Below are 15953 nucleotides of genomic sequence, written 5' to 3'. Positions count from 1 at the left end.
ATTATTTAGTCAGAATATAGCCTTTAAGTTTTGAAAAGGCTGCGTCCAAGAGTGCTTTCTGTTGTGCGTAGTGTTTGTCGTAGTAACCGACAGCAGGAGACGCACTTGCTGGGCGACCAGCATAAGCAAGCTTCTGACCTTCATCCAAGCTTTCAAAAATATTGTGCTGAATTTGGAACCAAGGACCTTGGTTTTGTGGTTCGTCTTGAGCCCAAACCAATTCCACCATATTCGGGAATTTTTTCAATTCCGCAGCAAAACTCTTATGTGGGAATGGGTACAACTGTTCCACACGAATAATTGCTGTATCTGTCTGCGCGCGTTCTTTACGTGCGTTGACCAAGTCGTAATAGACTTTGCCAGAGCAAGCAACTACACGTTTTACTTTCTTCGCATCGATAGACTCATCGACTTCACCAATCACGGTATGGAAGCTACCTTTTGCCAATTCAGACAACGGTGAACCTGCATCTTTGTTACGCAACAAGGACTTCGGCGTCATGATGACCAAAGGTTTGCGGAATTGACGGATCATTTGACGACGTAGCAGATGGAAAATCTGCGCTGCTGTCGTTGGTTGAACCACTTGCATATTATTGTCGGCACACAGCTGCAAGAAGCGTTCTGGGCGTGCTGATGAGTGCTCTGGACCTTGACCTTCGTAACCATGTGGCAGCATCATAACCAAGCCAGACGCGCGGCCCCACTTCACTTCGCCAGAACTGATAAATTGGTCGATAACCACTTGTGCACCGTTAGCGAAATCGCCGAACTGCGCTTCCCAAATCGTCAGTGTATTTGGTTCTGCCGTTGAATAGCCGTATTCAAAACCCAATACTGCTTCTTCAGACAATACGGAATCGATAACGGTGAATGGAGCTTGTTTGTCTGAAATGTTTTGCAATGGAATGTATGTACCCGCATCCCAACGTTCGCGATTTTGGTCATGCAATACAGCATGACGGTGAACAAAAGTGCCGCGACCAGCGTCTTGACCTGTCAAGCGAATTGCATAGCCAGAAGACACCAATGAGGCATAAGCCAAATGTTCGCCCATGCCCCAATCAAGGTTCATGTCGCCACGTCCCATTGCTGCACGATCGCCCAATACTTTTTCGACCAAGCTATGTGGCTTGAAGCCTTCAGGCACTGTCGTGATGCGCTCGGCCAATCGCTTCAACTCGGAAGTTGGCACTGCTGTATCTGCAGCATCAGTCCATTTACGATTGAGGAATGGAATCCAATCGACTGCGTATTTATTCTTGAAGTTGGAAATAACTGGATCATGTGTGTGCTTGCCAGCATCCATCGCCTCACGGAATGCCGCAACCATTTGATCACCACCATCTGCAGGGATCGTACCTTGAGCAGCCAATTTATCCGCGTACATCTTACGTGTACCTGGATGTTGACCGATCTTTTTGTACATCAATGGCTGTGTCAATGCAGGTGTATCTTGCTCGTTATGACCAAGTTTACGGTAGCAGATAATGTCGACCACGACGTCTTTTTTGAAGGTCATGCGATAGTCGAGCGCAATTTGCGTCGCTAACACAACAGCTTCAGGATCGTCTGCATTAACGTGCAATACTGGTGCCTCAATCATCTTGACGACGTCTGAGCAGTAAGTTGTGGAGCGTGCGTCACGTGGATCAGATGTCGTAAAACCAATTTGATTATTAATCACGATATGCACCGTGCCGCCTGTGCCGTAACCGCGTGTTTGCGCCAAGTTCAAGGTTTCCATCACAACACCTTGACCGGCAAACGCCGCATCGCCGTGCACCAAGATTGGCAATACTTGAGAGCCATCTTTGTCGCCACGACGGTCCATGCGTGCTTTGACAGAGCCTTCGACCACAGGATTAACGATTTCCAAATGGGATGGATTAAACGCCAAGGACAGATGTACTGGACCGCCTGGGGTAGAAATATCTGAAGAAAAACCTTGGTGGTATTTCACGTCACCAGCAGGTAAATCATCACCGTGTTTACCCTCAAATTCGGCGAACAAATCTTGCGGCATCTTGCCCAGGGTATTCACCAACACGTTCAAACGGCCGCGATGTGCCATACCGATAACTATCTCTTCTACGCCACGCTCACCAGCACGTTGAATTGTCTCATCCATAGATGCGATGAAACTCTCTCCGCCTTCCAATGAGAAACGTTTTTGACCGACATAACGGGTATGTAAATAGCGCTCTAAGCCTTCCGCTGCAGTCAAACGATCAAGAATATGCTTTTTCTTCTCTGCAGTGAAGCTAGGCGTAGAGCGGATAGATTCTAATTTTTCTTGCATCCAGCGCTTTTCCGCTGGATCGCTGATGTACATGAATTCAGCACCGATAGAACGGCAGTAAGTATCACGCAAAGAATTGATTAAGTCCCTCAAAGACGCGGTTTCAGAGCCAAAATAGGTATTGCTGATATTGAATTGAATATCCATGTCAGCGTCAGTGAAGCCATAAAAACTTGGCTCCAACTCTGGCAGGACTGGACGTTCCTGACGTTGCAAAGGATCGAGGTTAGCCCAACGGCTACCGAGGAAGCGATATGCTGCAATCAATTGTTGAGCGGCGACACGTTTGCGTCCCATTTCCGCATCCGCGGAAGCACTTACTGTGCGAATTGGGCCTTGTTTAGCGCGTTCAGCAAAAGAAGCTATAACCGGCGCGTGGGCGACGTCTGGCTTACTTGTACCGTCAACAGCGGGAACGTGTTGCATGGCGTCAAAGTATGCACGCCAATTGTCAGGAACTGAGCCTGGATTGTTCAGATACGCTTCGTATAGTTCTTCAACATACGGCGCATTGCCGCCGAACAGATACGAGTTGGCGTTATATTGTTGCATCATATTGCTCACCTTTCTTCGCGCTTCGCGAGATTAGCGGGTTAATCTAACCTTCCGCGACACGGCCTGACCGGTTAGCGGATTGCACATCAAGTTGTGGGGAAGGACTCATTTGAAATTCTTTTTCAACCAGCGTTACTACGTTCATTAAACAATGGAACCGCGGAAAAACAAAGGACGAAACACGACTTTCAAGTTAAGCAGCGAGAATAACATATTTCCGTAAAAAAAAAGCGAGTAATTTATACTCGCTTTTTAAAAATTGATTCAAAATAATGTCAATTATTTCAATCTTTACGTAATTTTTGAAATTAACGCTTATCGATCGGTGGCACATCACGTTTCGGCGCGCCAACAAACAATTGACGTGGACGACCGATTTTTTGTTCTGGATCAGAGATCATTTCTTTCCATTGTGCTACCCAACCTACTGTACGCGCCAGGGCAAAAATACCAGTGAACAACGCAGTTGGGATACCCAAGGCACGTTGAACGATGCCAGAGTAGAAGTCTACGTTCGGATACAACTTACGAGATACAAAGTACTCATCTTCCAAAGCGATTTTTTCCAAAGCCATCGCCAATTTAAACAATGGATCGTCTTGCAAACCAAGTTCATTCAAGACTTCGTAGCAAGTTTCACGCATCAATTTCGCACGTGGATCGTAGTTTTTATAGACGCGGTGACCAAAGCCCATCAATTTAACGCCAGAGTTCTTATCCTTAACTTGCTCGATGAACTTGGGAATATTATCGACTGAGCCGATCTCTTCGAGCATACTCAAGGCCGCTTCATTAGCACCACCATGAGCAGGGCCCCACAAGCATGCAATACCTGCAGCGATACAAGCGAATGGGTTTGCACCAGAAGAACCAGCCAAACGAACCGTCGATGTCGATGCATTTTGCTCGTGATCTGCATGCAAAATCAAGATACGATCAAGCGCACGCACCAACACTTCATTTACTTTGTATGGTTCGCATGGGTTAGAGAACATCATGTACATGAAATTCGCGCTGTAAGACAAATCGTTACGTGGGTAAACGAATGGCTGACCGATCGAATATTTGTACGCCATCGCCACCAAGGTTGGCATTTTTGCGATCAAACGAATTGCAGAAACTTCACGGTGATGCGGATCGTTAATATCGAGTGAATCATGGTAGAACGAAGCCAAAGCACCAACGGTACCAACCAAAACAGACATTGGATGCGCATCACGACGGAAACCGCGGAAGAAAAATTGCATCTGCTCGTGCACCATGGTGTGCTTCGTCACCATTTCAACGAATTGCTCTTTTTGCGTTGCCGTTGGCAGTTCGCCGTTCAATAGCAAGTAGCAGGACTCCAAGAAGTCGCCGCCATTTTGCGCCAATTGCTCAATTGGGTAACCGCGGTAAAGCAACTCACCTTTATCACCGTCGATATAAGTGATGGAGGAATTACACGCTGCCGTCGACATAAAACCAGGATCATAGGTGAACTTACCTGTCGCACCGTACAGCTTACGGATATCGATCACGTCCGGGCCAATTGAGCCCTTGTAAATTGGCAAATCCAAAGATGGCGTGCCATCAGAGAACGATAGGGTTGCTTTTGTTTCAGAGTTTGTCATGGCTCTTCCCTCAGTTAAGGCGAGTCGTTAATCAAAAAGTACTAGTAATCTCAGGCCTGCTGTAAACGCGTCAGCAAGGCACGAACGTGCGGCAAATCGAGTTCAGCATCCGGCTCTTTTTTCGCCATCAGCAAGTCCATCAAGGCATTATCGGAGAGATCCATCAAACGACTAAAGGCATCTACCTCTTCGTCCGACAAGCTTTCTTCATGCGCGTCTAAAAAACGCGTCAAAATCAAATCATTTTCGAGGAGACCGCGGCGAGCACGCCAGCGCAATCTTGCTCGATTTGCAGGATCACTTTGATGCAATCCCGAATAAACTCCAGACATTGTGTCTTCCATTCTGCATTATCGACCCTTTGCCGCTTTGATTAAGGGCAAAGAGTCGAATAATTTAATGCGCCAAGCTAGTGCAAATTACACTGCACGACGAACCATCAACTCTTTGATCTTACCGATCGCGCGAGTTGGATTCAAACCTTTTGGACACACGTCCACGCAATTCATAATCGTATGGCAGCGGAATAAGCGGTATGGATCTTCCAAATTATCCAAACGCTCACCAGTTGCTTGATCACGGGAATCCGCAATGAAACGATACGCTTGCAACAAACCTGCTGGGCCAACGAACTTATCTGGATTCCACCAGAAAGATGGGCAAGAAGTTGAGCAGCATGCGCACAAAATACACTCGTATAAGCCATCGAGCTCTTCACGTTCCGTTGGCGATTGCAGACGCTCTTTTTCAGGCGGAATACTATCGTTAATCAAGTACGGCTTGATCGAATTATATTGCTTGAAGAATTGCGTCATATCGACGATCAAGTCGCGAATTACTGGCAAGCCTGGCAATGGACGCAAAACGATAGGTTCAGTCAATTCGTTCAAATTGGTGGTGCAGGCTAAGCCATTCTTGCCATTGATGTTCATTGCATCGGAACCACACACGCCCTCACGGCATGAACGGCGCAAAGCCAACGAGTCATCAACGTCTGCTTTAATACGCTGCAAAGCGTCCAACAACATCTTATCGTTATCCTGCAGCTCTACTGTCAGGTCTTGCATATAGGGCTTCGCATCCTTATCAGGATCGTAGCGATAAATTTTAAATTTAAGTGTACGTGCCATGGTCAATCTCTTTAGAAAGTACGAGCTTTAGGCTGGAATGTTTCCACTGTCAGCGGTTTAGTTACGACTGGTTTGTAATCAAGACGATTAGCTTCGGAATACCACAAGGTATGCTTCATCCAGTTTTCATCATCACGTTTCTCATAATCACGGTGTGCATGTGCACCACGAGATTCTTTACGTGCGTTTGCTGAAGTAATGGTCGCCTTCGCAGTTTCGATCAAATTATCCAACTCCAAGGCCTCAACACGCGCTGTGTTAAATACTTTAGATTTATCTTTGAAGGAAACGTGCTTACGACGTTCATCGAGTTCCATAATTTTTTGTACGCCAGTCTGCAACAATTCGTCAGTACGGAATACGCCGCAATACTGCTGCATCGTGCTACGAATATCGTTCGCCACATCCTGAACGCGCTCAGAGCCTGTGCTGTTTTCGAGCTTAGCCAAACGAGACAATGCCAAATCAGCCGCATCTTTCGGCAAATCTTTGTTGCTGCGCGCTTTCAAATTACTTGCGACAACGTGATTACCTGCTGCGCGACCAAATACGATCAAATCGAGCAAGGAGTTGGTACCCAAACGGTTCGCGCCGTGCACAGAAACGCAAGCGCACTCACCAATCGCGTACAAGCCATTCACCACTGAATTAACACCATTCGTCGTCGACACAACTTGGCCATGAATATTGGTTGGAATGCCGCCCATTTGATAGTGAATCGTTGGCACAACAGGGATTGGCTCCTTCGTCGCATCAACGTTAGCAAATTTATGGCCAATTTCCAAAATCGATGGCAAACGTTTTTGAATTGTATCTGCGCCGATGTGACGCAAATCGAGTAATACGTGATCTTTATTTGGACCGCAGCCGCGACCTTCTTTGATTTCTTGATCCATAGATCGAGAAACGAAATCACGCGGAGCCAAATCTTTCAACGTCGGCGCATAGCGCTCCATGAAGCGTTCACCTTGACTGTTGATCAAGATACCACCTTCACCACGTACACCTTCAGTAATCAGAACACCTGCTCCGGAAACACCGGTTGGGTGGAATTGCCAGAATTCCATATCCTGCAAAGGCAAGCCTGCACGCGCAGCCATACCCATACCATCACCCGTATTGATGAACGCATTGGTAGAGGCAGCAAAAATACGACCTGCACCACCAGTGGCGAAAATCGTTGTTTTCGCTTCCAGCATCATAACTTCACCGGTTTCCATTTCGAGAGCAACAACACCCAGAACGTCACCGTCAGCGTCACGAATCAAATCGATCGCCATCCATTCAACGAAGAAGTGCGTGCGAGCGCGAACATTCCGTTGATATAGCGTATGCAACAAGGCGTGACCTGTACGGTCCGCAGCAGCGCAAGCACGTTGGACTGGCTTTTCACCGAAGTTCGCTGTGTGACCACCGAAAGGACGCTGATAAATAGTACCGTCTGCATTGCGATCAAAAGGCATACCAAAGTGCTCTAACTCATAGACCACTTTTGGTGCTTCGCGACACATAAACTCAATCGCATCTTGGTCACCCAGATAATCTCCACCTTTGACGGTGTCGAACATGTGCCAGAACCAGTTATCTTCGGACATATTACCCAAGGAAGCACCGATACCACCTTGTGCAGCGACCGTATGAGAACGGGTTGGAAATACTTTAGACAGAACAGCCACATTCAGGCCAGCTTCTGCCAACTGCAAGGATGCGCGCATACCGGAACCACCGGCACCAACGATTACCGCATCAAAGCGACGGGAAGGAATTGCTGATTTAATCGCAGCCACGGTTACATTCTCCACAAAATTTGTGCGGCATAGCCAGCACAAGCGACCAACCACACAATAGTGGCGACCTGTAAAATCAAACGCAAGACCACGGAGTGCGTCACGTAGTCCATCCAGATGTCACGTACACCAACCCAAGCGTGGTATAGCAAGGCAACGATGACAGTAAACGTCAACAATTTAAACCATTGCATGGAGAAAACGCCCACCCAAGCGTCATAAGTAAAACTGGTGCCAGTTAAGAACAACACCAAAATAACAACCGTGTACAGAGCCATCAAAATTGCGGTCGCGCGCTGCGCCAACCAATCGCGCAAGCCATAGCCTGCACCGACGACGAGTCGTTTAGGTCCAATATTATTATTTGCCATTTTAGAATACTCCGAACAATTTCAAGCCAACTAAGGCTGTCAAACCGAGGCTGATTACAAGCACGGTCACCGCGGATTGACGCGCACTGTTTTTGTCCAGACCAAAGTGAAAATCCATAAACAAGTGACGAATGCCAGCACAGAAGTGGTGTAGGTATGACCACACCAAAACCAACAGAACCAACTTCACGATTGGTTGCGCTGCGAACAAATGCAGCATCGCGAAAGAGACATCTGACTGCAAGCTGCGATCAAGCAGATACAGCACAAATGGCAACAAGGCAAACATGAGAATGCCGCTAATACGATGCAAAATGGAAACCACACCTGCCAATGGCAGTCGATATCCGGTCGCATCGACCAGTCGCATCACGCCAAAGCGTCGCTTATTTTTTGAAACATCTGACATAAATTAACTCCCCCAAAATTACTTAAGTACAGCAAGCTCGCAATTTTCGCCTATTTTGATGCATTGCACCAACACATTTGATAGTTTTCTGAAAATTTTTTGCAAATTATCCAGTTCAGCAGATGGTTTTAACTTAATTCGTTCCGATAATGATGTGCACCAGTAAGATAGAGACCTCGTCGCAACTCAACCGCTTTGTCGCCGTACGTGTACGAAATTCGCTCAACACTCAACAAAGGCACGCCAACATCGACCCCTAGCAGGGAAGCGGAATCTTCATTTGTACACAGCGCTCGAATCTCTTCTTTTGCGCGAATCATATGCGTTCCGAATTCAGATTCAAACAAGGCATACATAGGGCCCTTATATTCATTCAAGCGCTCCATCGTCAACCCTTTGAAGATAGAACCTGGCAACCACAATTCTTCGAGAATGGTCGGCACACCCGAAAAAGATTGCACCCGCTTCAAGAATACGACTGTCTCGCCAGACTTCATCTCCAATTGCCGTGCCACTTCCGCTGGAGCTCTGACACGTTTCACCTCAATGATACGATTCTCAGGGTAAGCGCGCTCACCACTATCCGGGACAAGCCTCAAAAAGCGAAATTGTGACCTCGCTTCGTTATGCGTAGCAACAAAAGTGCCCTTCCCCTGCCGCCGCACAACCAAATTCTCTGCAGACAATTCATCAATAGCCTTCCGCACCGTGCCCTGACTCACCTTGAAACGCACAGCCAACTCCATCTCGCTCGGGATGAGTTCACCCGGCTTCCACTCACCGCTTTGCAAGCTTTGCGTGATCAAACCTTTGATCTGTTGATACAGAGGACTAAATGTGGGAGCAACAGACGCATGACCGCCAAATTCCGAAATCCCGGAATTTTCTTGATCGAATGATTGAGCGTTGGATGGTAGACTTGGACTCATAGTTCGCAATTTCACCATAAAAAGCAGGTCTACGTCTAGGGAAAACTAAAAAACTTATCATGTCTTATATAAGACATAAGATATTCATTGACACTGACCCGCATGCGCAATAAACTTGCACGCATTAAGCTAGAGGCGCGAAATCAACAGAAAAATTTTGCAGAAGATGCGCAATAAAATCGTGCAAAAGTAGGCATTGCACGCATTTATAAAGTGTTGCTTTAATGCACGATTCAGCTAAATTTGGAAATTATGTCTGACGCAGATCAGATTCAGCGATATGATTTCGGGCTAATCTGAGGGGATCACCATAATTCTCTCACTTACTGATTTTACTCTCGACATGAAAATGTAAGAGAACGGACTAAATTTACACCTTGCATCACGTATTACAATATTATTTTTACACCACCGCGGAGAAATATTATGTCTAAATCCCCAATGCGCGTTGCCGTTACTGGCGCAGCTGGCCAAATCGGCTATTCCCTCTTGTTTAGAATCGCAAACGGCGACATGCTGGGCAAAGATCAACCAGTGATTTTGCAATTACTCGAAATCCCTGATGAGAAAGCTCAAAAAGCGCTCAAAGGCGTAATGATGGAAATTGACGATTGCGCGTTCCCATTGTTGGCAGGCATGACTGCACACAGCGATCCAATGACTGCATTTAAAGACATCGACGTCGCTTTGTTGGTGGGTGCACGTCCACGTGGCCCTGGCATGGAACGCAAAGATTTGCTCGAAGCAAATGCGCAAATTTTCACAGTTCAAGGTAAAGCATTGGACGCAGTGGCGTCACGTAATGTTAAGGTTTTGGTTGTTGGTAACCCAGCAAATACAAACGCCTATATCGCCATGAAATCTGCGCCAAGTTTGCCAGCGAAAAATTTCACTGCAATGTTGCGCTTGGATCACAACCGTGCTTTATCTCAAGTCGCAGCAAAGACTGGTAAGCCAGTTGCAGCGATTGAAAAGCTCTGTGTATGGGGTAACCACTCTCCAACAATGTATGCGGACTACCGCTTTGCAACGATCGACGGTCAATCAGTGAAAGACATGATCAACGATCACGAATGGAACAAAGACACATTCTTGCCAACAGTTGGTAAGCGCGGTGCGGCAATCATTGAGGCTCGTGGCTTGTCATCTGCTGCTTCTGCGGCAAATGCGGCAATCGATCACGTTCGCGACTGGATTTTGGGCACAAACGGTAAATGGACAACAATGGGCATCCCATCTGATGGTTCCTACGGCATCCCAGAAGGTACGATGTTCGGTTTCCCAGTGACCACTGAAAACGGTGAATACACCATCGTTCAAGGTTTGGAAATCGACGAATTCTCACGTGAACGTATCAACGTGACGCTAAAAGAATTGCAAGAAGAGCGTGATGGCGTCAAACACCTTGTTGGTTAATTTTAACTGATTCGGTAACAGCAGCATCCTCAGATGCGCGAGATCGCGCATCTGAGATTTTCAAAAAGTATTTTCTTCGAACGCACCCTAGCCATTGTCGATGCATCCATCTCAGGCATTATTTGAAGACCAACCAGCACCCGTTTTTTTGCCGGTTTGCGATCACTACGCAGGCTCGGAAAAACTGATGTTGAAGTCTCTTGCCTTACAAAATGAGCTTGGGCCAATTTTCGATATCACATTCGATTGCGAAGACGGTGCATCGATTGACGATGACATCGCTCACGCGCAACTTGTCAGCCGCCTTCTTTGTTCAGAAGGAAACAAGTATCGCCGGGTCGGCGTCCGCATGCACGATATTCATCACTCCAGTTTCGAAAGGGATGTCAAACACATCGTCGGCACGAGTGCTGAAGAGCTGGCCTATATAATGCTCCCGAAAGTGCGGGGCGCACACGAAGTGAGCACTGCAATCGAGCAGATCAATCAAGCGGCGAATTCACAGACTGAGCGCAAAATCCCAATACATGTACTGATTGAAACGCAATCTGCGCTAGCACAAGTGAATGAAATTGCCCAGTTAGACCAAGTTGAGAGCCTTTCATTTGGCATTATGGATTTCGTCTCATCACATTGGAATGCAATACCGGCTAGTGCCATGCGCTCACCAGGGCAATTTGTCCACCCGCTTGTGATGCGCGCAAAAATCGAAATATCTGCAGCTTGTCATCTCTACGGTAAAGTCCCATCACATAATGTGACTACAGAATTCAAAGACCCATCTACCATCATCAATGATGCGACTCGCGCGCACCTTGAGTGCGGCTATACGCGGATGTGGAGCATCCATCCTGATCAAATCAAACCGATAGTAAAAGCACTGTCGCCACGTAGCGCTGAAATCAATGAGGCAATAACGATTTTGCAAGCGGCACAAGACAAGCAATGGGGGCCAATCGAGATGCAGGGACGATTACATGATCGGGCAAGCTATCGATACTTCTGGACCGTCTTAAAGAAAGCAAGTTTAAGTGGCATCAAATTGCCTGAAGGTGCACAATATCTGATCTAGAGATTTTGTTTTTTACGTTTTACAAGCATGGTGCTTAGTAAAACAGCGTAGCAAAGAAGTAACATAGTTTAATTGGAGGCAAAATGAAACAATACACAAAACTACTTAGTGCACTCTTGGTGCTTTCGGGTGCGCTCAGCATTTCAACCTCCGTTGCAGCATCGCCTTACGAAGCTTTGAAGAAAAGCGGCAAAGCAAAAGTCGCGAAAGCCGCCCCCACAAAAGTGGCAGAAGCAGAAGAAACAGAACCAGAGATTCAGCATGATCGCAACGTTGAATATAAATGCGAACTCGGTGCTTCTATTACGACTTACACCCATCCGACAGATGATCAGATCATCGCTATGCGTTGGAAAAATCGACTCTACAAACTGACTAAAGTGGAAACTTCGACAGGCGCAAAGCGCTTCGAAAATGACAAAGCTGGCTTAGTATGGATCGATATCCCGGCTAAAGCACTGTTACTCGACTCCCGTCGTGGTCAGCAGTTAGCTAACGAATGCAAATCAAATCTCACAACAATGACCGCTGAAGTCGATGCCAAGACACCGACTCGAGTTAAGTAATACGTTATGTTGGTCGCCACAGTGCAACCAAATCGGTAATAAATTTTAGTTTTAGCGTTTAGTTTTTAAAATTGTTCATCTTCTTTTAAAGGAACAGCCATGAGCCAAGCAGCATATCAAGACGCGTTTAAAACGCTGAAAGATTTTAAAATTAGCGACACCAAGAAAGGCAAGTTCTTCTCCTTGCCAGCATTGGAAAAAAATCTTGGCGTGAAAATTTCACGCTTGCCAGTATCGATTCGTATCGTTCTGGAATCCGTATTGCGTAATTGTGACGGCAAGAAAGTCACGGAAGAACACGTTAAACAATTGGCGAACTGGGGTGCAACAGCCGCACGTACTGATGAGATTCCATTCGTCGTCTCCCGCGTTGTTCTGCAAGACTTCACCGGCGTTCCGTTGTTAGCCGACTTGGCAGCAATGCGCAATGTCGCTTCCAAACAAGGTAAAAACCCAAAGAATATTGAACCATTGGTTCCAGTAGATTTGGTCGTTGATCACTCTGTGCAAATCGACCACTTCCGTGAAAAGAAAGCACTCGACCTTAATATGAAATTGGAATTCCAACGTAATAACGAGCGTTACCAGTTCATGAAATGGGGTATGCAAGCATTTGACACTTTCGGTGTGGTGCCACCAGGTTTCGGTATTGTTCACCAAGTCAACTTGGAATACTTAGCACGTGGTGTGCATAAAGCAAGCGACGCCAAGAAAAACGATGTTTACTACCCAGACACATTGGTTGGTACTGACTCCCACACAACGATGATCAACGGTATCGGCGTTGTTGGTTGGGGCGTTGGCGGTATCGAAGCTGAAGCTGGCATGCTCGGTCAACCAGTGTATTTCTTGACACCTGACGTAGTCGGCGTCAATTTGACTGGCGCATTGCGTGAAGGCTGTACGGCGACCGACTTGGTCTTGACCATTACAGAAATGCTGCGCAAAGCAAAAGTCGTTGGTAAATTTGTGGAGTTCTTCGGCGAAGGTACACGTTCATTGTCATTAACAGACCGTGCAACAATCGCTAACATGGCACCAGAGTACGGCGCAACAATGGGATTCTTCCCAGTTGATGAAGCGACCATCGATTATTTCAAAGGCACAGGTCGTACTAAAGCGGAAATCGATGCATTCGAAGGCTATTTCAAAGCGCAGAAAATGTTCGGTATTCCGAAAAAAGGCGACATCGATTACACGACTGAATTATCATTAGATTTGTCTACAGTTGCGCCTTCTTTAGCTGGGCCAAAACGCCCACAAGATCGTATCGAAATCGGCAATGTAAAATCAACATTCGCAGATTTGTTCAGCAAACCAACGTCCGAAAGTGGTTTCAATAAGAAGCCCGAAGACTTGGCTGCTGTATACACTAATGCTGATGGCGTTAAAGTGAAAAACGGCGACATATTGATCGCTGCTATCACATCATGCACCAACACTTCCAACCCAAGCGTTTTGTTGGCTGCTGGTTTGGTAGCTAAGAAAGCAGTAGAAGCGGGCTTAAAAGTCTCGCCACATATCAAAACATCTTTGGCGCCAGGCTCTCGCGTTGTGACTAAGTATTTGGAAGCAGCTGGTCTGTTGCCATACTTGGAAAAACTCGGCTTCGGCGTAACAGCGTATGGCTGTACAACATGTATCGGTAATGCAGGTGATTTGACACCTGCGATGAACGAAGCGATTGTCGCAAACGATATCGTGGCATCTGCGATTTTGTCCGGCAACCGAAATTTTGAAGCGCGCATTCACCCGAACATTCGCTCCAACTTCTTAGCATCTCCTCCATTAGTCGTGGCATACGCCATCGCTGGAAACATGACTAAAGATCTAATGACGGAACCAGTTGGTCGCATCAAAGGTAAAGACATTTTCTTGGGCGATATCTGGCCAACGAGTGCAGAAATCAATAAATTGATGAAGTTCGCCATGAACTCCAAAACATTTAAAGAAAACTATGCTGACGTTAAAGGTGCGCCAGGTAAGTTATGGGAAGACATCAAAGGCGTGGCGGAAGGTGAAGTTTACAACTGGCCAAGCTCCACTTATATCGCTGAACCTCCATTCTTCGCAGATTTCACAATGGAACCAAAAGCGGCTGCCACAGGCATCACTGGCGCACGTGCATTAGGCGTATTCGGTGACTCCATCACGACAGATCACATCTCCCCTGCTGGTTCAATCAAAGAATCTAGTCCAGCGGGCAAGTGGTTGAAAGAAAACGGTGTGTTGAAAGCAGACTTCAACTCTTACGGTTCACGTCGTGGTAACCACGAGATCATGATGCGCGGTACATTTGCAAACGTTCGTATCAAGAACTTGATGATCCCTGCGAAAGAAGACGGTTCCCGCGTTGAGGGCGGCGAAACCCTGTTCCAACCAACTGGCGAACAAATGGCTATCTATGACGCAGCGATGAAATACGTTGCTGAAGGTACGCCAACCATGATCTTCGGTGGTGAAGAATACGGTACAGGCTCTTCACGTGACTGGGCAGCTAAAGGCACACAATTGTTAGGCGTGAAAGCTGTTATCGCCAAGTCTTTCGAACGCATTCACCGCTCCAACTTGGTCGGCATGGGCGTCTTGCCCCTGCAATTCATTGGTACCGATAGCGTCGATTCACTAGGCATCACAGGTAATGAGTCTTTCGACTTGAAAGGTATCGAAAACGATATCAAACCGCAGCAACAAGTGACTTTGGTCATTAATCGCGCTGACGGCAGCAAACAAGAAGTCAAAGTCTTGTTGCGTATCGATACACCGATCGAAGTTGATTACTACAAACATGGCGGCATCTTGCCGTTCGTATTGCGTCAGTTGTTAGCTGCGTAATTCAACATGATGTGAAATAAATCAAGGGATGAGATCGCAAGATGTCATCCCTTTTTTTGATTCAGCTACACTCAATAATTAGTACATCACATTCAATCTTAGGAAGTTTTTTTATTAAAAAGAGGAGTCAATTATGTGGAAGGCTTTAGTCGGTTTTTTGTTGTTCGCAGCAGTCGCGTTATTCTTCATTTTCAAGGCAGGCGACAAGATGGATATGGCTGGTGAGGCTGGCGCCAATCATGGTGCCGCAGAGTCAGCCTCGGCAACCGCTGCACCTGCATCTGCAGCGACAGTGCCGGCACCAGAGGCAAGTGCAAGTACAGCGTCCCAAAGTGCTGCGGCAGCTCCAGCAACTCAAGCTACATCAACTGCAGCAAGTGCTGCTGCAAGCAAATAATTTTCGTCTTAGTTTGAGCTAAAAAAAAGAGGCTGCAATTTGATTAGCGGCCTCTTTTTTCAGCTTACTCTTAGTGAAATTTATGAACTGGCAAACGAAGTGAGATCTTCGTCGGCGAGACGATACTTAATCCATTCCGATTGCGGCTTTGCACCGACAGCGTGATAAAAATCAATCGCCGGCTGGTTCCAATCCAAAACACTCCATTCAAATCGACCACATCCCTCTTGCACAGCGATTTGGGCTAAATGGCGAAGCAATAGTTTACCTGCACCACCACCACGGTGTTTCGGTGAAATATAAAGGTCTTCTAGATACATGCCTTTTTTGCCTTGCCAAGTCGAGTAATTATAAAAGTAAACAGCAAATCCAATTGGTTCATCACCTTTGAGGCAGATGAACGCTTTGACCGGTGAGTCCACTGAAAAAATACTCCGCTCGATATCGGCGATTGAAGCTTTTACTTCGTGCTCAGCTTTTTCATACACTGCGAGTTCAACAATAAATCCATGGATCGTTGCCGCATCAGCAGGAACTGCATTTCGAATGACTACACTCACTTATGACCTCT

14 protein-coding genes are annotated in these 15953 nt (G+C 46.6%); 5 read left to right on the top strand and 9 right to left on the bottom strand.

The annotated features are described in order from the left end of the window. Position 1 precedes the first annotated feature (1 nt). The 8 genes from H8K36_RS00860 to H8K36_RS00825 all read right to left on the bottom strand — a co-directional run bounded on the left by H8K36_RS00860 (position 2) and on the right by H8K36_RS00825 (position 9096). The gene (locus H8K36_RS00860) at positions 2-2857 is read right to left on the bottom strand and encodes a 2-oxoglutarate dehydrogenase E1 component (protein ID WP_186915530.1); all 2856 of its coding nucleotides are present in this window, start codon (positions 2855-2857) and stop codon (positions 2-4) included. Between the two features lie 308 nt (positions 2858-3165). Then, positions 3166-4470: a citrate synthase gene (gltA, locus tag H8K36_RS00855; RefSeq protein ID WP_186915531.1), complete on the bottom strand. Its 1305-nt coding sequence runs from the start codon at positions 4468-4470 to the stop codon at positions 3166-3168. Between the two features lie 50 nt (positions 4471-4520). Further along, positions 4521-4802: an FAD assembly factor SdhE gene (locus H8K36_RS00850; protein ID WP_186915532.1), complete on the bottom strand. Its 282-nt coding sequence runs from the start codon at positions 4800-4802 to the stop codon at positions 4521-4523. A gap of 87 nt (positions 4803-4889) precedes the next feature. Further along, on the bottom strand, positions 4890-5600 hold the full coding sequence (locus H8K36_RS00845; RefSeq protein WP_186915533.1) for a succinate dehydrogenase iron-sulfur subunit: 711 nt from the start codon (positions 5598-5600) through the stop codon (positions 4890-4892). An 11-nt stretch (positions 5601-5611) separates the two neighbouring features. Beyond that, complete coding sequence (gene sdhA / locus H8K36_RS00840; protein WP_186915534.1) at positions 5612-7387, bottom strand: succinate dehydrogenase flavoprotein subunit; 1776 nt, start codon at positions 7385-7387, stop codon at positions 5612-5614. A gap of 2 nt (positions 7388-7389) precedes the next feature. Then, positions 7390-7758 carry a succinate dehydrogenase, hydrophobic membrane anchor protein gene (gene sdhD, locus H8K36_RS00835; RefSeq protein WP_186915535.1) on the bottom strand — a complete coding sequence of 123 codons (369 nt, stop codon included), beginning with the start codon at positions 7756-7758 and terminating at the stop codon, positions 7390-7392. A gap of 1 nt (position 7759) precedes the next feature. Next, on the bottom strand, positions 7760-8167 hold the full coding sequence (gene sdhC, locus H8K36_RS00830) for a succinate dehydrogenase, cytochrome b556 subunit (protein WP_186915536.1): 408 nt from the start codon (positions 8165-8167) through the stop codon (positions 7760-7762). A 128-nt stretch (positions 8168-8295) separates the two neighbouring features. Next, positions 8296-9096: a GntR family transcriptional regulator gene (locus H8K36_RS00825; protein ID WP_230404257.1), complete on the bottom strand. Its 801-nt coding sequence runs from the start codon at positions 9094-9096 to the stop codon at positions 8296-8298. Between the two features lie 426 nt (positions 9097-9522). Between H8K36_RS00825 and H8K36_RS00820 the strand changes: the two genes are divergently transcribed. From H8K36_RS00820 to H8K36_RS00800, 5 genes are all read left to right on the top strand, one after another. After that, a complete protein-coding gene (locus H8K36_RS00820) occupies positions 9523-10512 on the top strand; it encodes a malate dehydrogenase (protein ID WP_186915538.1) in 990 nt (329 codons plus the stop codon). 100 nt (positions 10513-10612) lie between these two features. Further along, on the top strand, positions 10613-11584 hold the full coding sequence (locus H8K36_RS00815) for an HpcH/HpaI aldolase/citrate lyase family protein (RefSeq protein WP_186915539.1): 972 nt from the start codon (positions 10613-10615) through the stop codon (positions 11582-11584). A gap of 83 nt (positions 11585-11667) precedes the next feature. Continuing rightward, a complete protein-coding gene (locus H8K36_RS00810) occupies positions 11668-12150 on the top strand; it encodes a hypothetical protein (protein ID WP_186915540.1) in 483 nt (160 codons plus the stop codon). A 99-nt stretch (positions 12151-12249) separates the two neighbouring features. Further along, positions 12250-14985, top strand: a complete 2736-nt coding sequence (acnA, locus tag H8K36_RS00805; RefSeq protein WP_186915541.1) for an aconitate hydratase AcnA — start codon at positions 12250-12252, stop codon at positions 14983-14985. Positions 14986-15118: 133 nt separating this feature from the next. Next, on the top strand, positions 15119-15382 hold the full coding sequence (locus H8K36_RS00800; protein WP_186915542.1) for a hypothetical protein: 264 nt from the start codon (positions 15119-15121) through the stop codon (positions 15380-15382). Positions 15383-15462: 80 nt separating this feature from the next. Here the strand turns inward: H8K36_RS00800 and H8K36_RS00795 are convergent, their stop codons facing one another. Next, positions 15463-15942 carry a GNAT family N-acetyltransferase gene (locus tag H8K36_RS00795; protein WP_186915543.1) on the bottom strand — a complete coding sequence of 160 codons (480 nt, stop codon included), beginning with the start codon at positions 15940-15942 and terminating at the stop codon, positions 15463-15465. Positions 15943-15953: the final 11 nt, after the last annotated feature.

Origin of the sequence: Affinundibacterium nitidum (assembly GCF_014284155.1) — a bacterium.
GTDB lineage: Bacteria > Pseudomonadota > Gammaproteobacteria > Burkholderiales > Burkholderiaceae_D > Undibacterium > Undibacterium nitidum.
This window is presented reverse-complemented; position numbering and strand designations above follow the sequence as displayed.

Excerpts from the sequence above, each read along its gene's own strand:
- H8K36_RS00825 (WP_230404257.1), bottom strand. The coding sequence starts at position 9,096 with ATGAGTCCAAGTCTACCATCCAACGCTCAATCATTCGATCAAGAAAAT.
- gltA (WP_186915531.1), bottom strand. The coding sequence starts at position 4,470 with ATGACAAACTCTGAAACAAAAGCAACCCTATCGTTCTCTGATGGCACG.
- H8K36_RS00810 (WP_186915540.1), top strand. The coding sequence starts at position 11,668 with ATGAAACAATACACAAAACTACTTAGTGCACTCTTGGTGCTTTCGGGT.
- H8K36_RS00820 (WP_186915538.1), top strand. The coding sequence starts at position 9,523 with ATGTCTAAATCCCCAATGCGCGTTGCCGTTACTGGCGCAGCTGGCCAA.
- H8K36_RS00800 (WP_186915542.1), top strand. The coding sequence starts at position 15,119 with ATGTGGAAGGCTTTAGTCGGTTTTTTGTTGTTCGCAGCAGTCGCGTTA.
- H8K36_RS00860 (WP_186915530.1), bottom strand. The coding sequence starts at position 2,857 with ATGATGCAACAATATAACGCCAACTCGTATCTGTTCGGCGGCAATGCG.
- sdhD (WP_186915535.1), bottom strand. The coding sequence starts at position 7,758 with ATGGCAAATAATAATATTGGACCTAAACGACTCGTCGTCGGTGCAGGC.
- H8K36_RS00850 (WP_186915532.1), bottom strand. The coding sequence starts at position 4,802 with ATGTCTGGAGTTTATTCGGGATTGCATCAAAGTGATCCTGCAAATCGA.
- acnA (WP_186915541.1), top strand. The coding sequence starts at position 12,250 with ATGAGCCAAGCAGCATATCAAGACGCGTTTAAAACGCTGAAAGATTTT.
- H8K36_RS00845 (WP_186915533.1), bottom strand. The coding sequence starts at position 5,600 with ATGGCACGTACACTTAAATTTAAAATTTATCGCTACGATCCTGATAAG.
- sdhC (WP_186915536.1), bottom strand. The coding sequence starts at position 8,167 with ATGTCAGATGTTTCAAAAAATAAGCGACGCTTTGGCGTGATGCGACTG.
- H8K36_RS00815 (WP_186915539.1), top strand. The coding sequence starts at position 10,613 with ATGCATCCATCTCAGGCATTATTTGAAGACCAACCAGCACCCGTTTTT.